At 70.2% G+C, this 21,933-nt stretch carries 16 protein-coding genes and 2 pseudogenes; 6 read left to right on the top strand and 12 right to left on the bottom strand.

Going from position 1 to position 21,933, the window contains the following annotated elements; all coding sequences use genetic code 11:
* Positions 1-85 precede the first annotated feature (85 nt).
* Both ACWD35_RS39105 and ACWD35_RS39100 read right to left on the bottom strand, forming a co-directional pair.
* Positions 86-332: pseudogene (locus tag ACWD35_RS39105) on the bottom strand (maturase); the annotation flags it as partial.
* 415 nt (positions 333-747) lie between these two features.
* Entirely contained in the window at positions 748-2,085 is a 1,338-nt protein-coding gene (locus ACWD35_RS39100; protein ID WP_451356125.1) for an aminotransferase-like domain-containing protein, read from the bottom strand.
* A gap of 92 nt (positions 2,086-2,177) precedes the next feature.
* Here ACWD35_RS39100 and ACWD35_RS39095 point away from each other — a divergent pair, with 92 nt between their 5' ends.
* A complete protein-coding gene (locus tag ACWD35_RS39095; protein WP_451356124.1) occupies positions 2,178-2,801 on the top strand; it encodes a DJ-1/PfpI family protein in 624 nt (207 codons plus the stop codon).
* A gap of 51 nt (positions 2,802-2,852) precedes the next feature.
* On the opposite strand, the gene ACWD35_RS39090 is transcribed toward ACWD35_RS39095, so the two are convergent.
* Together ACWD35_RS39090 and ACWD35_RS39085 are read right to left on the bottom strand one after the other, a co-directional pair.
* Complete coding sequence (locus ACWD35_RS39090) at positions 2,853-3,281, bottom strand: hypothetical protein (RefSeq protein ID WP_451356123.1); 429 nt, start codon at positions 3,279-3,281, stop codon at positions 2,853-2,855.
* 313 nt (positions 3,282-3,594) lie between these two features.
* Positions 3,595-3,756, bottom strand: a pseudogene (locus tag ACWD35_RS39085) (transcriptional regulator); the annotation flags it as partial.
* Positions 3,757-4,106: 350 nt separating this feature from the next.
* Between ACWD35_RS39085 and ACWD35_RS39080 the strand changes: the two are divergent.
* From ACWD35_RS39080 to ACWD35_RS39070, 3 genes are all read left to right on the top strand, one after another.
* Positions 4,107-5,582: an FG-GAP and VCBS repeat-containing protein gene (locus tag ACWD35_RS39080; RefSeq protein WP_451356122.1), complete on the top strand. Its 1,476-nt coding sequence runs from the start codon at positions 4,107-4,109 to the stop codon at positions 5,580-5,582.
* Between the two features lie 170 nt (positions 5,583-5,752).
* Positions 5,753-5,980, top strand: coding sequence for a hypothetical protein (locus ACWD35_RS39075; protein ID WP_451356121.1), 228 nt, complete (start codon positions 5,753-5,755; stop codon positions 5,978-5,980).
* A 54-nt stretch (positions 5,981-6,034) separates the two neighbouring features.
* Positions 6,035-6,319: a hypothetical protein gene (locus ACWD35_RS39070; protein WP_451356120.1), complete on the top strand. Its 285-nt coding sequence runs from the start codon at positions 6,035-6,037 to the stop codon at positions 6,317-6,319.
* Between the two features lie 771 nt (positions 6,320-7,090).
* Here the strand turns inward: ACWD35_RS39070 and ACWD35_RS39065 are convergent.
* Genes ACWD35_RS39065 through ACWD35_RS39055 form a run of 3 tightly spaced genes read right to left on the bottom strand, consistent with a single transcriptional unit; the run spans position 7,091 to position 16,437 of the window.
* Positions 7,091-8,152 (bottom strand): RCC1-like domain-containing protein, encoded by a 1,062-nt coding sequence (locus ACWD35_RS39065; protein WP_451356119.1) that lies wholly within the window; start codon positions 8,150-8,152, stop codon positions 7,091-7,093.
* 15 nt (positions 8,153-8,167) lie between these two features.
* Entirely contained in the window at positions 8,168-11,773 is a 3,606-nt protein-coding gene (locus ACWD35_RS39060) for a hypothetical protein (protein WP_451356118.1), read from the bottom strand.
* A gap of 38 nt (positions 11,774-11,811) precedes the next feature.
* Positions 11,812-16,437, bottom strand: a complete 4,626-nt coding sequence (locus ACWD35_RS39055) for a hypothetical protein (protein ID WP_451356117.1) — start codon at positions 16,435-16,437, stop codon at positions 11,812-11,814.
* Positions 16,438-16,857: 420 nt separating this feature from the next.
* On the opposite strand from ACWD35_RS39055, the gene ACWD35_RS39050 reads away from it, so the two are divergent.
* On the top strand, positions 16,858-17,184 hold the full coding sequence (locus tag ACWD35_RS39050) for an ADP-ribosylglycohydrolase family protein (protein WP_451356116.1): 327 nt from the start codon (positions 16,858-16,860) through the stop codon (positions 17,182-17,184).
* Between the two features lie 44 nt (positions 17,185-17,228).
* Positions 17,229-17,603, top strand: a complete 375-nt coding sequence (locus tag ACWD35_RS39045; RefSeq protein WP_451356115.1) for an ADP-ribosylglycohydrolase family protein — start codon at positions 17,229-17,231, stop codon at positions 17,601-17,603.
* 378 nt (positions 17,604-17,981) lie between these two features.
* Here ACWD35_RS39045 and ACWD35_RS39040 read toward each other — a convergent pair whose 3' ends face one another.
* The 5 genes from ACWD35_RS39040 to nthB all read right to left on the bottom strand — a co-directional run bounded on the left by ACWD35_RS39040 (position 17,982) and on the right by nthB (position 21,852).
* Positions 17,982-19,052 (bottom strand): MBL fold metallo-hydrolase, encoded by a 1,071-nt coding sequence (locus ACWD35_RS39040; protein WP_451356114.1) that lies wholly within the window; start codon positions 19,050-19,052, stop codon positions 17,982-17,984.
* 111 nt (positions 19,053-19,163) lie between these two features.
* Positions 19,164-19,619 carry a carbonic anhydrase gene (locus ACWD35_RS39035; protein ID WP_451356113.1) on the bottom strand — a complete coding sequence of 152 codons (456 nt, stop codon included), beginning with the start codon at positions 19,617-19,619 and terminating at the stop codon, positions 19,164-19,166.
* Positions 19,620-20,240: 621 nt separating this feature from the next.
* Entirely contained in the window at positions 20,241-20,588 is a 348-nt protein-coding gene (locus ACWD35_RS39030; RefSeq protein ID WP_451356112.1) for a nitrile hydratase accessory protein, read from the bottom strand.
* Positions 20,585-21,184, bottom strand: a complete 600-nt coding sequence (gene nthA, locus ACWD35_RS39025) for a nitrile hydratase subunit alpha (protein WP_451356111.1) — start codon at positions 21,182-21,184, stop codon at positions 20,585-20,587. The genes ACWD35_RS39030 and nthA overlap by 4 nt, the downstream gene beginning before the upstream one ends.
* Positions 21,181-21,852, bottom strand: coding sequence for a nitrile hydratase subunit beta (nthB, locus tag ACWD35_RS39020; protein WP_451356110.1), 672 nt, complete (start codon positions 21,850-21,852; stop codon positions 21,181-21,183). The genes nthA and nthB overlap by 4 nt, the downstream gene beginning before the upstream one ends.
* Positions 21,853-21,933 lie beyond the last annotated feature (81 nt).

Raw genomic sequence — 21,933 nt, 5'->3', positions numbered from 1 at the left:
CCGCGAGCACACCCCAGCCGAACACGGTCAGTCACCGGACTCCGACGCCGAGGGCGACACACAGCCCGGTTATCCATTGCGTTGGAGGCGTGGCCACGCCGCCTTGGGGAGCCCCACTTAGCGTGGCGTTCCACCGCCAGTCTTCCAAGTATCCGGCCCTGAGCATGGCCCGGATCAGCCGCAGGAACCGGCCATCGTGGATCTTCTCCCCGAGGATCGTGAACATGACCTCGTGGTCCAGGCTGCCGAAGCAGTCCGTTGTCGACCAGGTAGCGAACCGCGTCCAACATCGCGCGGTGGCAGTACGCCTCCGGCTGCCCACCCCGCATGCGACATGTCCGAGGGATACCGGCGCTCGCGCACCCCGCGGTCGCCGGCGTTCCCGAACCGGTGAGCCAGACAGTCACACGCAAGAGTGACCGAAGTGGACCCCGCTCCCACGATGCCGTACAAGCGCGACAACAGGGCTGCCTAGACCGCTCGTTGGCTTCGACACCATTCGAGCTACCAACAGGCCCTGCTCTCATGCACGGCCGTCGCCACAGTCACCCGATCGAGACTCCCGTTCAACCGGCACCCCTCAAGATCGGAACGACAACAGCCACTTACCCGTTGCCAGTGCCAGGGAGGCGTTTTCCGGCCCTTGGCGGTATCGCCCGCCGACCACAGGCTGCCCGGGGCATGTCGACCACGCCCCGCTCCGTCGCGGGTACGAGGCCGCCGCGGAATCGGCTGGTCGCGGGGAGTTCAGGCGTAGGCGTCCTCGATAACGACTCGTCGCACTGTGCGCAGCGACGCCCTGAGACTGTCCAGATCGGTCGAGCCGAGAGCGAGGCGGAGCGCCTGTGGTGTGTGCTTCGAGGTGGTGAAGGGCTCCGCGGTGCTTACCGAGATGTGCTGGCGCGCGAGGGTGGCGGTCAGGCGATCGGCGCGTGCGTCGTCGGGCAGCGACAGCCATGTGAAGTAGGACGAGGGGTGGCTGATGAGTGGTAGGCCTGCCAGTTCTTGTCTGGCGAGTGCTTGGCGGGCCTTGGCATCGTCTCGTTTCTGCGCTTCCAAGTGCTCCACCGTGCCGTCCTCGAGCCAGCGGCAGGCGATCGCGGTGGTGAGGGCCGGGGTGTTCCAGGTGGTCGCCCGAATCGCGCGTTCGAGCGACGGCACCCTGGACGGCGGGGCGACGACGAAGCCGACCCGGAGCCCGGTGGCGATGCTCTTGGACAGTCCCGAGACGTAGACGGTGATGTCCGGTGCACTTGCGGCCAGAGGCGGTGGAGGGTCCTCGACCAGGTAGGCGTATGCGGCGTCTTCGATGATGAGCGGACCGTGCTGCCGAGCGATCTCGATCAGACGGCTGCGGTCAGTTGCTGACATGACCCACCCCAGAGGGTTGTGCAACGTTGGCATGGTGTAGATCGCGCGCACAGGGCGGGTCGCGCACAGCTTCTCGAAGGCATCGAGATCCGGCCCGTCGGTGGTTGTGGGTATGGGCTCCAGGTCGAGATGAAAGGCATGCGCGAGCACCTTGAAACCCGGGTAGGTGAGTGCGTCGACCGCGACGACGTCGCCGGCGTTGAGCGCGGCCATGACGGTGATGGCCAGGCCGTGCTGCGCACCGCTGACGACGAGGATCTCATCCGCGTCCGGAGTGATTCCTCGACGCCGCAGGTGCCGTGCGATCGAGGCCCTGTCCTGGGAACGCCCTCGATGTGGTTGGTAGCGCAGCAGCGAGTCGAGTTCACCAGAGGTGGCCACCTCTCGCAGAGCCTGCCGTAGGAGATCGGCTTGGCCGGGCAGCGACGGATAGTTGAAGCTGAGGTCGACCGCATCCGCGGCGACGACTTGCTGATCGATGCCGTGACCGGCGGGAACCGCGATGTCACGCACGAACGTGCCGCGGCCCTGCTCCCGGCTTACCAAACCCATCGCTTCCAGCTCGGCATACACCCGGGTCGCGGTCACCACGGCGATGCCCTCGCGGGCGGCGAGCCCGCGGTGTGTCGGCAGCCGCACGCCTGCAGCGAGCCGGCCTGTCCGGATGTCGGATGCGAGCGCGTCGACCAGGATTTTGTACCGCGAGGCTGCCACGCACCGAATTGTATCCATGACAATTCTTTGACTGTCCTGTTCGCGTGTTCTTACCGTCCGTCAGGACCCACTCATCCGGAAGGACAGCCGCCGTGCACATCGCCATCCTCACCTTCGAGGGCTACAACGAGCTCGACTCCCTGATCGCGCTCGGTGTGCTCAACCGCATCAAGACCGACGACTGGCGCGTCACCATCGCCACCCCCAGCCCCAAGGTGACGTCGATGAACGGGGTGGTCATCGACCAGATGTCGACCCTTGAGGAGGCATGCGCCGCTGACGCCGTCATCGTCGGCAGTGGCATCGCTACGCGCGAGGTCGTCGAAGACCAGGCGATCATGAACACCCTGCGCGGCCTGGACCCCTCGCGCCAACTCATCGCCGCGCAGTGCTCCGGCGCTCTCGTGTTGGCCAAGCTCGGCTTGCTCGACGACATCCCCGCCTGCACCGACCTGACCACCAAGCCCTGGGTCATCGCCGCCGGCGTCGAGGTGCTCAACCAGCCCTTCTACGCCAAGGACAACATCGCCACCGCCGGCGGCTGCCTCGCCTCGCACTACCTCGCCGCCTGGATCATCGCTCGCCTCGAGGGCAACGACGCCGCCGAAAGCGCACTGCACTATGTCGCCCCGGTCGGCGAGAAGGAGGAATACATCGAGCGCGCGTGGCGCAACATCACCCCCTACCTGCCCGCTCCCACACCGACGCTCGTCTGAAACAACCAGTCGCAAGCAGTGAGACTGAGTTGCGGTGTGGGCGGGGCATGGTCAGGACCACGGGGCGTCCCAGCGGTCTTCGGCGTAAGGTGTGTCGGGGTGCAGCATGGCGGACAGGCAGCGATGCAGGCCGTTGCTGTTGGTGTTCTCGGCCGCACGCATCCACGGCAGCGGCGCCATCAGCCGGTCTGTCTCGTGGGTGGCGAAGTCGTCCAGCATGGCGCGCAGTTCGTCCGGGACCGGTAGGTCGATGAGGCACATCCACCCCAATGCGGCGCTCACGCGTACCTCGCGCGGCCGTGTGGGGTCGGGCCAGCAGGTCCGCATCCACACCACCGTCCGCGAATCCTGGTGCGCCCGGACCAGTTGCGCAATCGCCAGTACCAGGCCCACGCGTACGGCCGAGTCGTGTTCGGGGTCGTGGAGCAGGGGCAGGAGGAGATCGGTGTCCGCGGCGATCGCGTCGCGGGCGGCCTGCACGGACCATTGGCGGGCCTCGCCGCTGGGGCGTCGTCGCGCGGGTGGCCGGCGGTCATCGCTGGGGGTCCTCGCCGCCGTCGGTCCCGTCGCCCTGGTCCTCGGTCCGCTGGGCGAGGAACCGGGCGAAGCTGCGGTCCGCGCGGGCGATCAGGGCCGGGGAGGGGACTCCGTAGACGGGCGACTGGAGGCCGGGGCGGTGGTGTCCGTGTGTGCGCGCATGGGCCCCGCCTCTCCGACTGGTGGTCCGTCGGTGCCTCGACGCTACGCAGCTGCGGGCCGCGCCCTCAACGAAGTTGCGGAGAATTGCGGAGGTTCACTCCAGGGCGTCGATCGCGGCCCGGATCAGGGCGCGGGCGGCATCGCCGTACACGGCCGTCTCCGCGAGTCCGGCGAACGCCTTCGCGTAGTCGGCGAGTTCGCGCGGCTGCTTCACCTTGATCTCCGCCGTCAGCGTCTCCACCACGGCCTGGACGTCGCCTCCGTACCCAAGCGCCGGGACGGCCGTTCCCTGCCGCCGATGTGACCTGGTCTCCGATGCCGTCGGAAGGATCTCGCGCGTCGAGGCTGCGACGTCACTGTGCCGGTTCCGCCGGTATCGAGGCCGGGTTCGAGTGGGGGGCGGTGAGGGGCTCGGCTGGCTCGGGGGCCTGTTCAGGTGCCCGAAGCCGGTTCTGTCCCGCGTCGCGCGTATTTGACAGGTGCAGTCGTCCTGGGCCCGTTCAAGTGCCGTTCAGCGCACAACCATCAGCCGTTTCCGCGTGTCTCACAGATGAATCACATCCGCGCGCACGCGTTTCGATATCGCTCGCGCTTTGAGGAGGAACCGTGGGCATCCGCCGACCCACCATATCGACCGCCATGGCCGCCGCCTTGATCGGGTCGTTCGGCGTGCCGATCGTCGCGGGCACCGCGTCTGCGAAGGACGGCGCAGCCACCGTGCGCGAGGACTTCGACGGCGACGGCTACCAAGACATCGCCGTCGCCGCCCCCGGCGCGAAGGTCGGTGGGCATGCCTGGGCCGGCTACATCACGATCAGCTACGGCTCGCCGCACGGCCTCGACCCCGCGCGCACCACGGTCATCACCCAGGACACCCCTGGTGTGCCCGGCGCCTCCGGTGACAACCACGTCTTCGGCTACGCGATGATCTCCCGCGACCTGGATGGCGACGGCCTGACCGACCTGGCCGTGGTCGCCCGCGGTTACCGACCGGAGAACAACGTCAACGGATCGGTGATCGTCCTGTGGGGCCGAAAGACCGGCATCTCCGGCCAGGGCGCCGTCCGCATCAGCGCACCGGCGAACGCCCAGGTCGGCGATGACATCACCGCGGGCGACTTCGACGGCGACGGGCACACGGACCTGTTCATGGGCAACGGTGAGGACTACGACTACCACGACGTGCTCTACGGCCCCTTCGGCCGCGACGGCGTCCCCGCCCGCGAGCAGCAGGTGAAGGTGTACAGCACCGACAACTCCATCAACTCCACCGCCGCGGGGGACTTCAACGGCGACGGCATCGAGGATCTCGCGACCTTCTACGTCTACGAGAACCACGCCGAGGGCGGCAAGCTGTGGCTCGGCACCAAGACCGGCCTGTCCACCGTCCCGCAGCGGCTGACCTCCGCGGACGGTGCCGTCGTCGCCGACTTCGACCGGGACGGCTACGCCGACCTCGCCACCCGGATCTTCCCGAACGGCGACACCGAGGGCACCGAGGAGGACCCGGGCACCGTCAAGATCTACTACGGTTCGCCGTCCGGCCCCGGCCAGACTCGTACGCAGACGGTCACGCAGAACACGGCGGGCGTGCCCGGGGTGAGCGAGAAGGGCGACCAGTTCGGCGGGCGGCTGAACACGGGCGACGTGAACGGCGACGGATATCCCGACCTGGCCGTTGGCGTCCCCGGCGAGGCGATCGGCTCGAAGGCGAAAGCCGGCGCCGTGGTGCTGCTCAAGGGCGGCAAGGGCGGGCTCACCGGCAAGGGCGCGCAGGCGTTCAACCAGGACACGACGGGAGTGCCGGGTGTCGCGGAGTCCGGCGACGTGTTCGGCGGGTCGCTGCGACTGCTCGACGTGACGGGTGACGGCAGGGCGGACCTGGTCGCGGGTGCGCCGGGCGAGAACCTGGGCAGCGTCGTGAACGGTGGCGCGGTGTGGCTGCTGCGCGGCGCCGCCTCCGGCGTGACGGCCTCGAAGTCGGTCGCGGAGAACCCGACGCACATCGGGGCACCGGCGGCGAAGGCATTGTTCGGCGAGAACCTGAGCGGCGACAACGGCCCCGGAGTGATGATCCCCTAGAGCCCGCGACACGATCACGAGCGGGCCCGCAGCAGCGTCGCCTCGGGGACGTGCCCAACGCTCCTCGGGCGCCGTTCGCTCAGCCAGTAGCCCAGCGCCGCGGACGGTAGGAACAGACTTGGTCTGCCCGCACTTCACTCCCCGCAGCTGGCGCCAGCTGCCCTGCGAGCATGGCCTCCCTCTACGCCCCCGCCAGCCGCTACCACGGTCTGAGCCCCAACGCCCAAGACCTTCTCGCCACCGTCACCAACACCACCATCGATGCCGTGCAGGCCGCCCACAAAGCCGACCTCGCCGACTGGGCGCGCGAGCAGCAGCTTCGCGACCACCCACCCGGACATGGCCGTCCTCGACGCAGACCTAGACCGCATCAGGCACTGCCCCTGACCTGGAACTGACGAGTCAAACGACTTGCGGAGCGGTGGCTTGCGCTGCTCGTGCTCCCTGGTGCGTTGCTGTTCGCCACCGCCATGGCAGGCGTATTGGGGCACACTCATCCGTTCGATCTCGACCGTCTGGTCCACCGTGCCGACGGTGTGGCCGGCACGCCCCATTCGACCGGCCGGCTCGTGATCGCCGTCGTGGCCTTCCTCCTTGCCTCCACTGGCGCCGGTCTGGCTGCCGAGGGGTGCGGGTCAATGATCGAACGGTGTTGGCTGGCCGCAGACTGGTCCAGCTGGCCGAGGCCGGTGCACCGTCTGGTCCACAACCAGATCCAGAGCCGCCAGGCGCGCTGAAGCGAGAGGAACGACGCCTACCAGACCGAGCGCAACGCTGCCGAATTCGCGGGTGGTGCTGTAGCCGACTCCTGCCGCCGCCGGCAGCGCAGCCACCCCAAGGGGTACCACGGCATCAGTGCGCTGGCCTCATCAACCGGCGCTCAGGCCGCCGCCTCGGCGAGACAGCGCCGGGCGGCTGGCGCCGAGTCACCGCTCCGCGGGTCGCCGACGTGTAGCGAGGGACAACCCGACACCGGCTCATGCCAGCCTCACCCTGCCGATACCGAATCCGGTCCCCGAAGCCACTCTGCCGAGGAGCGGTACACCCTCACCGGAAGCCCCGCCCCGTCCCGGTCAGCGGACTGACCGCCTACCACCGCGACCTGGTGGACCACATCCGGTGCGGCAGCGGCCACCGCCTCCTCCGTTTCCGCGAGGTAGCCAGTGGCCTCGATCGTCCGGGTGAGGACGCCTCGGATCAGGGCCGGTCGTCTCGCCGGCTCCCCGCAACCCGCGCCACGGCGCGGACGCCACCAGGCGTTCGGGCCGCCTGTGCCAGGGCAGCATCTCCGACACCGCGGGAACCCGTCCCAGCGACTCGCCCCTCTCCGCGCCGAGTCTGGCCAGATCCATCCGCGCCGACCGACTGCAACGCGAGGTCCAGCCGCCGCGCGTACAGCTCCTCCGGGCCCAGCCCAGTGCCCACCTGGGCCGCGACAACGTCATCAGCTCGACGGAAGGCACACAAGTGACCGCCATGTCACGGGTGCCGGCGTCCGTGAGGGACAGTCACGCGGACAGGCTGTGCGAGTCGCCTCCGGCGATGGCCGACACCCCGCTCACGCCGGTCACGGTGACCGGGTTGTTGCTGTCAGGGACGGTGCTGCCGTCACCGAGCTGGCCGAACTGGTTGAGGCCGAAGGTCAGGACGTCGCCGCTGGTGAGCAGGGTCAGCGTGTGCTCGGCACCGGCCGCGACTCGCGCTACGCCAGCCAGTCCGACCGCCGTACCGGCGACGACCGGGACGCTGCTGTCGCTGTTGGCACCGTTTCCCAGCTGGCCGTCCCCGCCGGCGCCCCAGGTCTGCACCGTGCCGTCGTCCAGCAGGGCCACACTGTGGTCACCCTGGCAGCCGGCGGCGACAGCGGCCACGGAGGTCAGGCCGGAGACCGTGACGGGGGTGTTGCTGTCCATGTTCGTGCCGTCCCCCAGCTGACCGAACTTGTTCCAACCCCACGCCACTACCTCCCCGTCGCCGGAGATCGCCAGGCTGTGCAGGCCGCCGGCGGCGATGCCGAGCACGTTGACGAGGCCGGACACCGTGACGGGGACCGGACTGCCGGTGTTCGTGCCGTCGCCGAGCTGTCCCTGCGCATTCGCGCCCCAGGCCACAACGGTGCCGTCGTTCAGGAGGGCGAGACTGTGAGCGCTCCCCGCCCGGACGGCGATCACGTCGTTGAGGCCGGGGACCGGGACCGGCGCAAGTCTGTTCACGAATGTGTTGTCCCCGAGCTGACCGGACGAGTTCGCTCCCCACGCCACGACGGTGCCGTCGTCCAGCAGCGCCAGGCTGTGCTCCCCGCCCGCTGAGATCGCGTCGACGCCGTCGAGATTGAGCACGGCGACCGGCACGTTGCTGTCGTTGACCGAGTTGTCGCCCAACTGCCCCGCGCTGTTGGTTCCCCAGGCGCGGACGGTGTGATCGTCCAGCAGCGCCAGGCTGTGACTGCCTCCGCCGGCCACGGCGGTGACGGTGTCGGAGGCGGCCAGGGCGACCGGCACGGGGACGTTGCTGTCGGTGTTCGTGCCGTCTCCCAGCTGCCCCCCGCCGTTTGCTCCCCACGCTTCCATGGCTGTCTCCATTTCTCAGGTCTTGCTGTCGCCCGGCTTGGGCGGACAGATGTCCGGCACCTCGGTCAGGGGTGAGGTGCGCAGGATGCGGCAGGTACCGAGGCCGTCGGCCAGCGGCTCCTGTCGGTCGCCGCGCCGCTCGCCCGGCTCCGGCAGCATCTCCACGGCCAGGACACCGAGCGCGGCGTCGGGCGGCAGGCCGAGGGCGCGGAGTCGGCGGCGGATCTCGTCGTAAGGGAAGATGACGGCGCTCTGCGGGAACCGGCGGTCTCCGCGGAAGCCCTCCCACTCGCGGGGAGTTCCGGGCCCCGACAGCGTGTACAGCAGGACGTTGCGCCAGTCCCGGCCGTCAGCCTGGGCCACCCGGGCGTAGAGCAGGGCGCTGATGGTCGTCTTCGGCGGGAACGGGCGCACGTCCCTTCCCTCGGAGGCGGATCCGGCGTGCGGAGCCGACACCCTGACCGCTCGCGGGGTGCGCGAGACCGCGCAGCGCAACTGCGGTGTGGGGTGCTGTACACCGGCCACCCGCAGCGGCAGCCCGAAGCGGCCGGCCGCCGTGCTCCAGCGTGAGCCGTCATGGCCGACCCGCACCTCGTACACGAAGAATCCGAACAGCTCCGGGGAGTCGGGGTCCATGCCCTCCGGCAGCGGCAGCAGACAGTGCCGGCGGTCGTCCGAAGTGATGAGTTCCCGCATCAGCGTCAGACCGGCGAAGTCGTTGGAGGCGCCCGGGGTGATGACGCGGATGGGCTCGTCGATGCAGAGCGGCGGCTCCGCGGGATCGGGGATCTCCAGGTCGTCGTCCAGGAGCATGGGGTCGGGGCCGTAGGCGAGGACGCGCGCGAAGTAACGGTCCTGGTCGTCCTGCGGTGGTTCGGCGAACTCCAGGTAGAGGCTGCGCCGGCGCGCGTCGGTGGTGGCGTATCGGCTCTGGTCGCGCACGTAGGCGCTGGCGGCGAACCCCGCGGACACCAGCTGCGGCACCTGGGTGGGTGGCGTGGTGATCGGGAGGGTCAGCGTCCATTGCCGGGCCGGATCGGTCTGCGCCGGCTGGGTCCGGAACACCGGTATCAGGGTGTAGGAGACCTCGGTCCGCGCGGGTGGCTTGCCGCCGCCGGGCTTCGGGTCGAACGCGTCGAGGAACAGGATGTCGGTGTGCTCCCGGTCGGGCTGCTGAATGGCTGCCCGGCTCACAGTGCGCGGGAGTTCGAGTGAGCCGACGGTGACGTTGTCGCGGCGCAGCTCGAAGGCCACAGGAGCCAGGGCGTCCCAGGTCCAGTCGCGGTCCACGGTCAGCCGGACGCAGACGAGCCACTGGCGCGTCAGGTCGTCCCTGGTGGCGAACGTGACGGAGGCGCGGTCGGGTGCGGTCACCTGGCGCAGCCCCGCTGTCGCGCCGATCACGAGCCGCCGGCCGGCGCGCGCCGAGAGCGTCAACCCCTCGCGTGCCAGTCCGAGTTCGCGCGCCAGCCGGTCCACCAGGTCCGACGGCGCGTCATGCCGGAGACCCGCCGCGGCGAGCTGCGCCGCCAGGTTGGGGGTGGCCAGGGCGTCGGGCTGGAGGAAGACGGCCTGGATCTCGGGACCGTCCGACGGAGGCTTGAGGAGCGCCGTCTCGTCGCGCGAGGGCGCGCGCAGGTAGACACTGACCGGGACGGCGCCGTTGCGCGACTCCTGCGAACCCCAGTAGGCGAGCGTGGGGTCCTCGCGGCCGACGGCGGTGAGGACGAGGCGGACGTCGCGCGCGGTGGGCAGCCGCAGCGGCTCGGTCGCGGTCAGGACGATGTTCTTCAGCGCGCCGGCGCTATGTACGTCCTCGAAGACGGCCCGGAGCGTCAACGGGTGCTCGGGGGCGGGGTCGTACTCCCGGAGCACAGAGTAGAGCGGTTCGAACGGCTGCCCCGTGTCGGAGTCCGCGGCAGGGTCGCCGTCGACCGTGCGGACCAGGACGTCGACGCGCAACTGGGTGACGTCCGGGTCGGGCAGGGCAGCCTCGCGTTTGCCGTCCTTGGCAGCGGCCACGTCCGCGAGCAGCGAAGTCACGGCGTTCGGCAGCCCGGTGTACACCACGTCGGGGTAGCCGAGCGGGGGGCGCAGGATGTCGTAGCTCGCCGTCCGTCCGTCGGGCCCGACACCGCCGCCCGGGGCGACCCGCACGGCGCCCGGGGGAACGAAGCGGCGGAACGGCACGACGGCGGTCGGCGCGGGCGCGGTGTCGTCCTGCCGGTCCGTCACGACGGGGCCGCCACCGGTCAGATCCGTCATGCGCACCCGGAACCGGTAGGTGCGCCCGTAGCGCAGCGGAACGCTGTCCGCGTCCACGGCCTCGTAGACCGCGGCCACGACCGGCGGGGCATCGCCGAGGCGGAAGGGGGTACGGTCGCGGACCACGAGCGATCCGCCGGTCCAGGCGGTGAAGTAGCTGGGCAGCCAGAACTCCCCGTCGGGCTGGAAGGTGTGGTTGACCGGGTTCGTCTCGACGCACAGCTCGCCGTCGAAGTGGCCGAAGGCGATACCCGCCAGTTCGAGGTCACCGGTGACATGCGTGAGCGAGTGCCAGTCGTCGAGCGGATCGTCGTCCTCGCACACGTCGACGCGGTAACCGGCCACGCCGAGCGGCGCGTCGGGCGACGGCAGGGAGTTGTCGAGAGCGTTCACACCGAACTGCCGGTTCAGCCAGACCGTCACCTGTTCGTCGTCCCAGCCGAGGCGGATGCCGGTGTCCTTGACCGGGGCGAGGCCCCCGGGAGGCGGCTCGGGGTCGTGCTCGACCTGCGCGGCGCTACGGGGCTGCGCGCCGTGCACCACCCGCGCGAATCCGCTGTCGTAGGCCTCGGCCTCGGCGAACACCTCGTCGAAGGTGCCGACCCCGGTGACGGGGAACAGCACAGGCGCGAAGACCGGACGTTCGGGGGCGCCGACGAGCGGCGGGATGCGTGCGGCGAAGCGCGCGAGGAGGCCTGGATCATTGTCCGCCGCGGTTCGGTAGGCGCTGGTCGCGGCGAGGTCCGCAAAGAGGTAGCCGCCCTGCGCGAAGGGATCGGCGCCGGTGAGGTGGAGGGTCCTGTCGTGGATGAGGCCCAGCTCGCGGGCGAGCAGCGGCTGGCGGAGCACGAAGGCGATCACTTCCTCCCATTCGAGGCGAGGGTCGGGCGTCTTGGGCGGTGACGCCTTGAAGGGGGCCTTGAGCGCGCAGGTGTAGGAGTGGTCCGTGACGAGATACGGGGAGCGCGGCTCGATGTAGCGGGTCGCCGCGCGGTAGCTGTGCGGCAGGAACTTCCGTACGGCGGCGGGCGCTTGTTCGGTCGGTGCTGTGGCCGGGCGGATCTCGAACGTGGCGGCCAGGGCCTCGAAGAGCGCGCGCCGGTGGACGGGCTGTGCGCCGGTGAGCGGGATCCGCTGGGCCGCCGGGAGCGTCGGCAGCGCGGCGAGCGTCGGAACGACCATGGCGTCGAGGACGAGATCGGCGTCCGCGAAGGGCGTGACCGTCACGTCCAGAGGTGTCAGCGGGTCGCCCTGGGGCAGCACGAGCACGGTCAGCGAGAGCGAGGGCGGCTGGCTCTGCGGCAGCCATCGCTGCGGGAAGACCAGGAGGTTCAGCGGCGCGCTGTTGATGGCCATCGGAGTCTCCGCGATCGGGGTAACGGATGGATCCGCGATCAGGGCGGTACGGGAATCAGCCCGGCCTTGGCCGCGCCGAGCACCATCTGCCAGGTGACCGTGACGTCGAAGCTGGCGTGGAAGGACTTCCGCTTCTTCACCAGCCAGGCGGCGGTGACGGTGCCGGCGACGAGGATGTCCCCGCGCAGCGTTACCCGGGGGTCGTCCAGCTGGACCCGTTGGACGATGAGGCGGCCCTCGACGGTGAGGCTGAAGCCGAGCAGACCGGACAGGAGCTTGGCGCGGCCTTCCATGCCGAGCACGATGCCGGGCTGGAAGGTGCCGTCCAGTCCCACGAAGTAGCCGTACTTCACCCCGGCTTCGAGGTCGACGAGGCCCGGGACGATGGTGCCACCCACGGAGCCCGCCGTGCAGGCGTCCAGCTCGACGGCGCTCTTGCCGGTGTCGTCGGCACGGACGAGGAAACGCAGCCGCCCTCCGCCGTAGATCCCGGGGAAGACCTCCTGCTGGTACTCGCCGGTGATCTCCAGGAAGACGGCGCCGCCCACCTTGGCCGCGAGGAGGTCGGCGGCGAGTTCGGCGCCGACCTTCAGGTGGCCGCGGAGCTTGCCCATGCCGCAGTCCACGGCCTCGCCCTGCTCGCCCTCGACGGCGAAGTCCGCCAGGGCGGACAGGCGGAAGCCGGTGCCGTCCCGGCAGGCCGACACGTGCAGGGGACCGAGATCTCCTTCCGGTGACGGAGCCAGCGCGCTCAGCAGCTGCAGCACATCGGCGACAGGCTGGAGTGGCCCCTGTACCTCGATCCCGAGGTCCGGGAAGGCGGTCGGGCCGGTGGTGGGCGAGTGGATGTCGTGGACGAGAGCGAGGATCTCGCCGAGCGGCTCGAAGCGGAGCAGCTGGCGTACCCTCGCGAGACCGATCTTCCAGCCGTCGTCCGAGGCGATCTCGAAGCCGGTGTGCCCGCCCTGGTACAGGGCGTACGCAGTCCAGGAACCGGCGTTCACCAGTTGCTGTTTCCTCTCGGAGGCCGCGGGGAACGACACGGTGCCCGGTACGAACCTCAGTGCCCCGGAGGCGAGGGACAGCGGGTACGTCCTGTCGAACTTGATGGCGTTCTGGGGTGGCGGGAACAGCCCACCCGAGCGCAGCAGCGAGTAGGGATCCGCCAGCAGCGGCTCCACACCGCTCGTGATGTCCGTGTCCGCGGCTGTGATCCGCGGGTGCTCATAGAGGATCCGCTGGGTGTCGTTGGCGAACAACAGGGCGTAGTGGAGGTCCGGCTCGCTCTCGGTCAAGTGCGCCGGGTCGGCCCAGCGGAAGGGATACGGACTGGCGGAAAGTCCCGCGGCGGCCGTGCCCTGCCGGATGAGGGGTACGCCCAGCTGTGCGTCCACTGGCTCCACAGGGCCGGTGGAGCCGTGCACGCGGACTACGCTCCATTGCCCGGGCCCGGGCAGGACGGGACTGCCGAAGGCGGCGACGGCGAACTCGGGTGGGCTGCCGCCCGCGTTGTCGGCGTAGATCCCGGAGACGCGCATCTCGTACGGCGAGGAGCCGATCCGGATGGTGCAGTCGACCGGCCCGCCGAGCGGTCCCTGGAGGTCGAAGAGCTGGCTGAGCTGGCCCGCGGTGACCGCCCCGACACCGCCGGAGGAGACCTGCTCCGAGATCTTGATTCGTTGGACGAATCCGAGCTGGCGGTGGGCCGGCACACGCCTGCCCGCACCCTGTCCGCGCTGTACGCCGTCGACCTCGATGTCGGCGTCGAAGTAGACCGCCTGCATGTCGGCCGCCGGTGCCCCCGCATCCGGGTCGAGGAGGATGTGGTGGTCGGTGTCCCGGATCTCGCGGATGTCGTACATGCCGCGCACCACGCCCGGGTGGAAGGTCCGGCCGGGCGCCTTGGGGTGCCGGAAGAGGCCGGGCGTGGTGGCGACCCAGCCGCTGTCCGAGCGGACCACCGACGCCGAGCCGTGCCGTTCGAGCGTGATGGTGCGCACCAAGGTCGCCTGGCAGGGCCAGAGCAGGGTGGTGAGCTGGACGCGTTCGTAGGCGGTACGGCCGTGGAAGGCGTCGAACGCGACCTGGCTGACCTGCACGGCCGACGGCGAGTCGTTCACCCAGCGGCTGATGGTGTTGGCGCCGTACCCCCCGAAGTCGATCCGGGTCAGGGGCACTTCTTCCTGGAACGCGGAGTTGAACTCCCCGCGCAGCTCGCCGAGTACGGATGTGAGGTCGGGAGGGTTCGGTGGGAAGCCGGCCGGCAGGAAGGTGGTGTTCTCCGTCTGCTGGGCCCAGCCGGGCAGGAACGGCCGGCGGCGGAGCATCGGAATGTGCGGGAAGAGGTCGACGCGCTCGGCGTCGGCCCGGACACCGGCGCGCAGGCTGACCTGGCGCGCGCCGCGCAGTCCGTCGAAGCGGGCCCGCAGGATCTCCAGTCCGGGCGCGGCGAGGTAGTCGCCGTCGCGGGGGTTCAACTGCGCCCGCGCGACGATGCCGAAGGGCAGCGTGAACAGTGCCCCGGCCGGAACCGAGTCCTCCTGGTGCGCCCTGGCGACCTCCTCGGCCACGTGGTTCGCGGTCACCGGGACCAGGCGGACCGACTGGGCGCCGATCAGCGTGGGCGTGCCGTCCGTACCGGAGACGAGCCTGCCCTCGATATCGCCGGTCAGGTCGTTGGAGGTGTTGCGCACCGGCTCCCACTGGAACTGGGGCAGCAGGAAGACCCAGGCTGCCGAACCGCGTGCGGTGAGCGTGAGGTCGTCGACGGCCAGCGGTGTCTGCTCCTGGCTGTCTGCCGACAGGTGCAGGAAGAGGCCCAGCTGGTCGGCGTTGGAGGACACGTCGAGCATCGTCAGCCCGACGAACGGTTCCCCGCGCCTGCCGGACCACTCGGCCCTGCTCGGCGGTGGAAGCAGAGCGTACACCTGCGCCGGGTCCGCCCCGAGGTCGAACGTCAGCCGGGCTTCGGCGGGTTCGGACCAGGTGACGTGTGTCGCGACGCGGGGCAGGCCGACGGGTTCAGAGCGATCGAGGGCAGGCGTGAAGTTCGCCGCGTACGGATCGGGCAGGGTCGGCAGCAATTGGTGGAGCCCGAAGTCGAAGGCGAGATCGCCGGATTCCAGTTGGTCGGGCCCGGTGAGCGGGCCGGTCAGCGACAGGTGGAGCGGCCGGGTGACGCACAGGAGCGCGTTCTCCAGCGCGAGTGCCGTACGTCCTCGCGGAGGCAGGTCCGCCGAGTCGAGCGAGAGGTCGACCCCGCCCGGCGCGTGGCGCAACCGGTAGTGGACGTCGGCGCGGAAGTCGACGCGGCTGCCGTCCGCCGTGCGGGGCTGGTCCAGGTGGGCGAGGGCCGTGCCGTCGGCCCAGAGGCCGTCCTGCGCGACGCGGTGGCTGGTGAACACCAGCCGGAACTCGTCGTGGACAGCGATGTCGAGCGACGAGCGAACGCCGGGAGCTTCCTGCCAGAGCTGAAACGTCTGCCGGGCCCCGCGGCCGGCCGCCCGGTGCGCGATGAACCGCAGTGAGGTGCCGTCGACGAGAATGTCCGTCGCTGTGCAGTCGAGCGGGCCGCCCACCAGGCCCTGCCAGTTCGCGCGCAGGCCGTCCGCCACGGACAGTACGAGGCAGCCGGTACCGGCGGCTTCGGCGAGGGCGTCGTGAGGTCCGGTGGTCACGGGCAGGGCCCAGGCGGCGCGGGTGATGTGCCCCGTGCCGGAAGGCGTGAAGAGATCGGCGTGGGATGCGCCCGGGGCAAGCCGGTCGGGAGTCGCGGCCAGGGGAACCAGGATCTGGCCCAGGTCCGGGTCATAGGCCGGAGCGCCGTCGTCGCAGTGGAGGGCGAAGTCGGTGCCGTACAGCGACAGGGAGGCGTCGGCGGTGCGGACCACCGTCGGCGCGACGGGGTCGAGGTCGATGAAGACGGTCTTCGGGAAGCCGGGCACGGCCTGGGCGGCTGCCGCGCCCGGTCCCGTACGGGGGCCGGGGTCGAGGGGCGGATCGAGGTCGAGGGTCAGGTGCACGATCGCGTCCTGGGGCACGATCAGTGCGTCTTCAAGCAACCGCTCCGGCTGGCCGACGCGCATCGTGCCGCCTGTGACGCGCAGGCCCGCCCAGCCGTCGTCCGGCGCCGATGCCGTGAGGCTGCGCGCCGCGAGCCAGACCGTGCCCGGCGGAATCCTGCTGAGCTGCCCCTCGCCAGGTTGCACCTCGCCGAACGCGCCGGGGGGCAGGGCCAGGGCGACCGGGCCACGGTCACCGAGGCGGACATCGAACCACCGCCTGGGCCGGAACAGGTCGTACCAGACCGGACGGCCGAGGCCGTCCACGAACGGTCCGAAGGTCCTGTCGGGGCGGAGGGCCACCGCCCACGAGGGCAGCGACCGGTCGTCGGCGGCGGGTGAGGCACGGCTCAGCAGACGGGCCGGAGGGGACGCCGCTTCCTCCTCGACCTGCGCGGCCACCAGACGTCTCAGCTCGGCCCGGAGGGTGTCGTCCGCGTCGTCCATGACGGGACGTGCACGGGCGTCGGTGGTGAGACAGTCCCGTGCGCTGTACGCCAGGGCCCGCCGAAGTTCCGTGAGGTCCCCGGCGGGTGTGTCCGGCGCCGGTTGCAGATCCCCCGTGTGCGCGACGAGCAGTTCGACCAGGTCGGAGTCTGACATGAGAGGGGGTCCCCTCCGTGCGCGGCTCTGTGCGCGAAGCCCACCACACCTGAAGGCGGCACGGCTCTGATCTCAGCGTCGCGCGCCCGCACGGAGCTCGCAACCGAAGGCGGCGGAGGCTCCGTGCAGTGAGGATCCGGTCCGAGTACAGCACTTTGATGAACAGGTACAGCTCGCCCTGGAAGGACACGAGCATCGGATTCGTGTCGGTACGGCCGTCGCCCGGCGCCGGCGTCCAGCCGCGCCGGCTTCGACCCCCGACCTCCAACTCGTCGGCATGCAGCTGGCGACCGTTGTCCAGGGCGCGCAGGACCGGGCGGCTGGTTGTAACCGCGGTCGCCCAGCGCCGTGTCCGGATCAGAAGCATGTCTGCGCCCAAAACGGAGTGCCGGAGCGCCGTCGCGCTGTGATACTGCTCCGATGATCAACGTGCCTACCGCTGTGTTGGACTCGTTGTACGGGCTTCCCTTCGGTGACCGTTGGTTCGGCGTCCTGCGCCGGGACGGGCCGGCAGGCCTGGAGGCGCGGACACTGCCCCCGGAGCCGCAGTGGCGGTGGAGTGACGACACCGCCCAGGCGCTTGTTCTCGTCCCGGAACTCGCCGAGGGCGGCACCGTCGACCAGGACCGCCTCGCCCTGCGCTTCGCGGCAGCCTACGCCGACGACACGCACCGCGGCTACGGAGCCTCGATGCATGACGTGCTCCGTCGGATCGGCGCGCGGGCGAGCCCTGGCAGGAGGTCGTAGCCGGACAGTTCGGCGGCCAGGGCTCCTGGGGCAACGGCGCAGCCATGCGCGCCGACCCGCTCGGCGCCTGGCACGCCGCCGACCTCGACGCGGTCGCCGAGCAGGCCGCCCGCCAGGGCGCGGTCTCGCACCGCCACCCGGAGGCGGTCGCCGCGGCGGTGGCGGTCGCCCTCGCCGCGGCGCTGGCAACGCGCAGCCGGGGCGGGCCCACCCCGGCGCGGCCCAACTCGGTCGGGCCCGCTCCCCCTGCTCCGGTCCCCCCTGAAGGAGCAGCGGGGCCCGAACGGCCTGTGGGGGCAGCGGCCGGTGTCGGGAATTGTCCCGGGCGGCGGACAGCCAGCCCGGCCTCCGCCGTCCAGGCCGGGCCCGTCGCCGTGCGGCCTCTGTTGTCGGTGGCGGCTGGAACGCTGGACGGATGAACGGCGATGAGCAGCTGCTGCGCGGCCGCGTGTACGGCCAGGACCAGCAGACCTACGCCGCGCTCATAGGCGGCCCGCTGGACGGACTGCTCTGGCTGCTGACCCGGACGACACCACCATCGCCACGGCGAGTCGCCAAAGGCCCCGGACGTCGACGACTGGTTCTTCGCATCCAGCCCGGCCGTTCACTCGTCAACCCGGACTCACCCGGACGAGAGCCTGCCGGCCTCGCCCGTGATCCCAATTCTCCGCAAACTCGGGAGTCGGCCGGCTTGCACCGCCCCGGGTGCCATCCGAGGTACCCCCGGCAGCCCGTTCGCGTACCGGCGACGCTGCACCTCCTGTCACACCGTTTGAGCCGGGACAGCTGAGCCGGGATCAGGCATCAGCCGCCTGGGGGGCGCTGAGTGTGTAGGTGGTTCCGACGCTGGTCTGCACCCATGCGTCCGGGAGGGCTGCGGAGAGGGTGTGCTGGGCACGCCAGCCGGTGCAGTGACCGGGGACGATGAGCTCGGGTGCGAGTTCGGTGAGCGCGGCCACCGTCGGGCCGATGACCGGCTCGAAGGCGGGACCGCTCAGGTGGAAGCCGCCGATGAGGGCCAGCAGTTTGCTGACGCCGGTCAGTCTCATGGCGTGGCGGATGATGTTGACCACTCCGGCGTGGCCGCACCCGGTGATGATGACAAGTCCCCGGCCGCGCACGTTGATGACGAGTGCCTGGTCGTCGATGACGGCGGGGTCGTGTCGCCAGTCGTTCCCGTCCCAGGCTTGGTGTGTCTGCGGCATGCCGTGCTCGAACTCGGTGACGCGGTCCACCTCGCCGGTGATCAGGATGCCGCCGGCCAGCAACGACGGCTGCCGCCGCTCGATCACCTCGAACCCTTCGCGTTCCAGGGCACCCCGTGACAGCGTGGGCATCTCCAGACCCTGGCCGGCGGGTAGTTCCAGGCGGCGGCGGGTCCAGACCGCGGGGTGGACAGTCAGCGGCAGGCCTGAGCGTCCGCGTAGCCGGGCCAGGCCGTCGAAGCCGCCCGCGTGGTCGAAGTGCCCGTGGCTGAGCACGACGCCCTGCAGGCCGCCGACATCGATGCCGAGACGCTCGGCGTTCACCGCCAGCCCGTCCGGCGACGCGCCGGTATCGAACAGTAGCGTGCTGCTCGCGTTCCCGCTTTGGACGGTGACCAGTGCGGAGAAGCCGTGCTCGGCACGCAGCCCCGCGAGGGTCTCGCCGCAGGTGAACTGCCGCGCGGCGGTCCGCCCGGCGTCCATCGACGCCCGGGTGACACCTTCGGCAGAGGCCAGCAAGGCGTCGAAGGTGTTGTCGACCATCGTCGTGACCCTGACCTCGTCGACCTCGGGCAGCGTCACCGGGTCAACAGCCGGTCCCTCCGCGACGCGAGGCGCTGACCACGCCGCCTCGGCCGCCGAGTGTCCGTGATCGTCGCACATGCTAGGAAGCGCCTCCCCGCCGATACGACCGGCCAGGGAAGCAGATCCCGGCACAAGCCGCAGGCCCACGGCGGTCGCTCCGGCCGGACCGGCCGCAGGCGCCGCTCGGTGTCATGCTTCCGCCCGCGCGGGCGGGACGACCACGTCGATGAGCCCGGTGGCCACGTCGTACACGAGCCCTGAGACGAAGACTCCGGCCCGAAGCTTCTGCTTGAGGATTCCGACGTCGACCCGGACGGCGGCGACCGGGTTGGTGACCGCCTTGGCGTCCAGGTCTCCGGCTGGAGCGTCGAAGTAATCGGCCAGTAGCTCGGGGAACGCGGCCAGGTCCGTGATCCCGCAGTCGGTGTGGTGCAGGACCGCATAGTGGTTGTCGCCCGGGCCAGGGCCGCCCGTGCGGGACTGCACGACCTTCGAGAGCATCCCCAGCGTCCGGAGTGTCGCGGGCGTGACCCGCCCTCCGACGTTGCGGATCACCGCTGCCTCGCCGAGCTTGAGCCCGAGCACGTCGGACGGGTCGACACGCGGGTCGACGCATCCGATGACCGTCAGACTGCCACTGGGCATGAGCTTGAGGTTGGCAAATGCTCCGCCTTCGGCGAACCTGGCGTTCCGTTTGGCTAGCTCGTCCGTGTCGATCACTGTGCCGGTAACCCCGCCTTGCTCTGAGCCTGGCCCCCTGGTGACGCCGACGGCGACCTCCCGTTGCCGCCGATCCTGGCCCGCCGCCGCCTCCTATGCCACTCGACTTTGCGGCAAATCGTGATCATGCAGGTCAACGCCTTGCGTGATCCGACACGGCGTGTCGGCGCCGAGGCGTGATTCGTACCTGAACGCCTCGACTTGCACCCTGCGTGATGAGTCGATACCGGTTCATGATCACGATTCGCCACGAAGTCGAGCTCTCGGGCAGCGGTAACGAACGGAGTCATCGCTGACCAGGACACGCTGAGTGACCGCGGTTGATGCAGCAATGCACGGAACCCCGTGGCCTGCCGCGATGAGCGGTCGCGGGGCACTGAGGTCGCCGGGGGGACGGTCGCCGCATGTCCTCGTGCCGGGCCGCCGGCCACTCGCGCGCGGGTGGCGACTTCGGTGGCCCCGAGCGGAGCCTTTGCGTTCGCTCGCCCAGAAAACTCCCGGAGGATCAACTCGCCAGCAGGGAAGTCGGTCCGGAAGGCGTCGGAGTCAACGCGCGGGGTCGCGGTGGTCGTGGCCCGGGGAGCGTTGTGCCAGGGCTTGGGCGCGTGTGATGACCTCGTCCGTGGACACGGCGCTGAGGCCGGCGAGTACGTCCTCCAGGGCGCCCAGCCATAGTCGGTAGTAGTGGTACGGCTCGCCGTGCTCCCGTGAGGCTGTCCAGGCGGTGATCCGGGCGATCAGCGCGGTCTGGAATTCCGGCCAGCTGAAGACGCCCGCCTCGTACAGGGTGACGGCCATGCCGAAGGCACGGCTTTCCCACGGTTCGGCGAACACCAGCTCACCGTTGGAGCGGGGAGGTGCTGCCGGGCCCTCGATGCCCAGCGGCGTGCTCACGGTGTCGCCACCTTGGCTACGCCGACCATCGCATCCCTGGTGATCAGTGGCACGAGTTCTTCTTCCGTGAGGCGCTCGGTGCCGGGTGGACGCTCGGGCAGTACGAGCCAGCGCACCTCGCTGGTGGAGTCCCGGACGATGATCTGCACGTCGTCGTCGAGCGTGAGTCCCATCTCGGCCAGCACCTTGCGCGGCTCCCTGACCACGCGCGCGCGGTAGGCGGGGTCCTTGTACCAGCTCGGCGGCAGGCCGAGGACCGGCCAGGGGTAGCACGAGCACAGCGTGCACACCACGACGTTGTGGGTGGTCGGGGTGTTCTCGACCACGACGATGTGCTCGCCCTGCTGTCCCGAGAAGCCGAGTTCCCTGATGGAGGCGGTGCCGTCTTCGAGCAGACGCCGCCGGTAGTCGGGGTCCGTCCACGCTCTGGCGACGACCTTGGCACCGTTGAGTGGACCCACGCTCGTCTCGTAGCGGGTGATGATCGCGTCCATGGCCTTCGGGTCGATCAGGCCGCGCTCAGTGAGTAGTTGTTCGAGCGCCTCGGTGCGCAGCGCGACGGGAGGGCTCTCGTCAGAGCCGCCGGTGGTGGTCATGCGGTGGTCTCCAGATAGCTCTCGTACATGTCCACGGTGACGGTGAAGGGTTCGGCGTCGGCGCCCCATAGTTCGCGTGAGTCGAACCGCACCGAGTAGACGTGTTGGGGATTCTCGCCCATGAAGTGTGCATTGGTGTCCGGCAGCACATGGGCCGGCTGGATGATCTCGACGACTCCGCTGTGTCCGCGGACGTAGCGCGGCAGTCGAGTGTGCCCGGGCACGGACATGTTCCTGGCGCGTACACGCTCGCCTACGTCGAAGGTCGGTGAGGTCTCCACGGACCGCAGTGAGCCCTCGGCGGTGGGTGTGTACCGGGGCAGGGCAGGTTCCGGGACCGGTGGCTCCTCCACGTGTTCGCCGTGCAGGTTGCGGGCGCGGGCTTCGACCGCACCGGGCGCCAGGATGGAGTGTTCGGTGAGCATCAGTTCTCCGGCGTTGAGCCATCGCCCGAAGTAACCGTCGTCCAGGTAGGCGGCACGGTCCAGGCGCTCCAACGCGTGCCGGAAGGCATCCGTGTTGACGCCGCCGCAGGCAACGCGGCTGGAGAGAATCGCCAGCGCGAATGCCTTGCGCTGCCAGTCCTGCGCGAAGACGCGCTCCTCGCGATCCGGTGGATGAACGCGTCCCCAGCCCTGGGTGCCTCCCATGTCGGCAATTCCATCCATGATGGAACCTCTCATTTGCCATAAAAGCAGACACATCCATCATATTTGGCTGATGTCTGTGGCGTCACGCCGTACGCCGTA

The sequence above is a fragment of the Streptomyces sp. NPDC002671 genome (assembly GCF_053592475.1).
The sequence above is the reverse complement of the archived record's forward strand: the minus strand, read 5'-3'. Positions and strand labels throughout refer to the sequence as shown.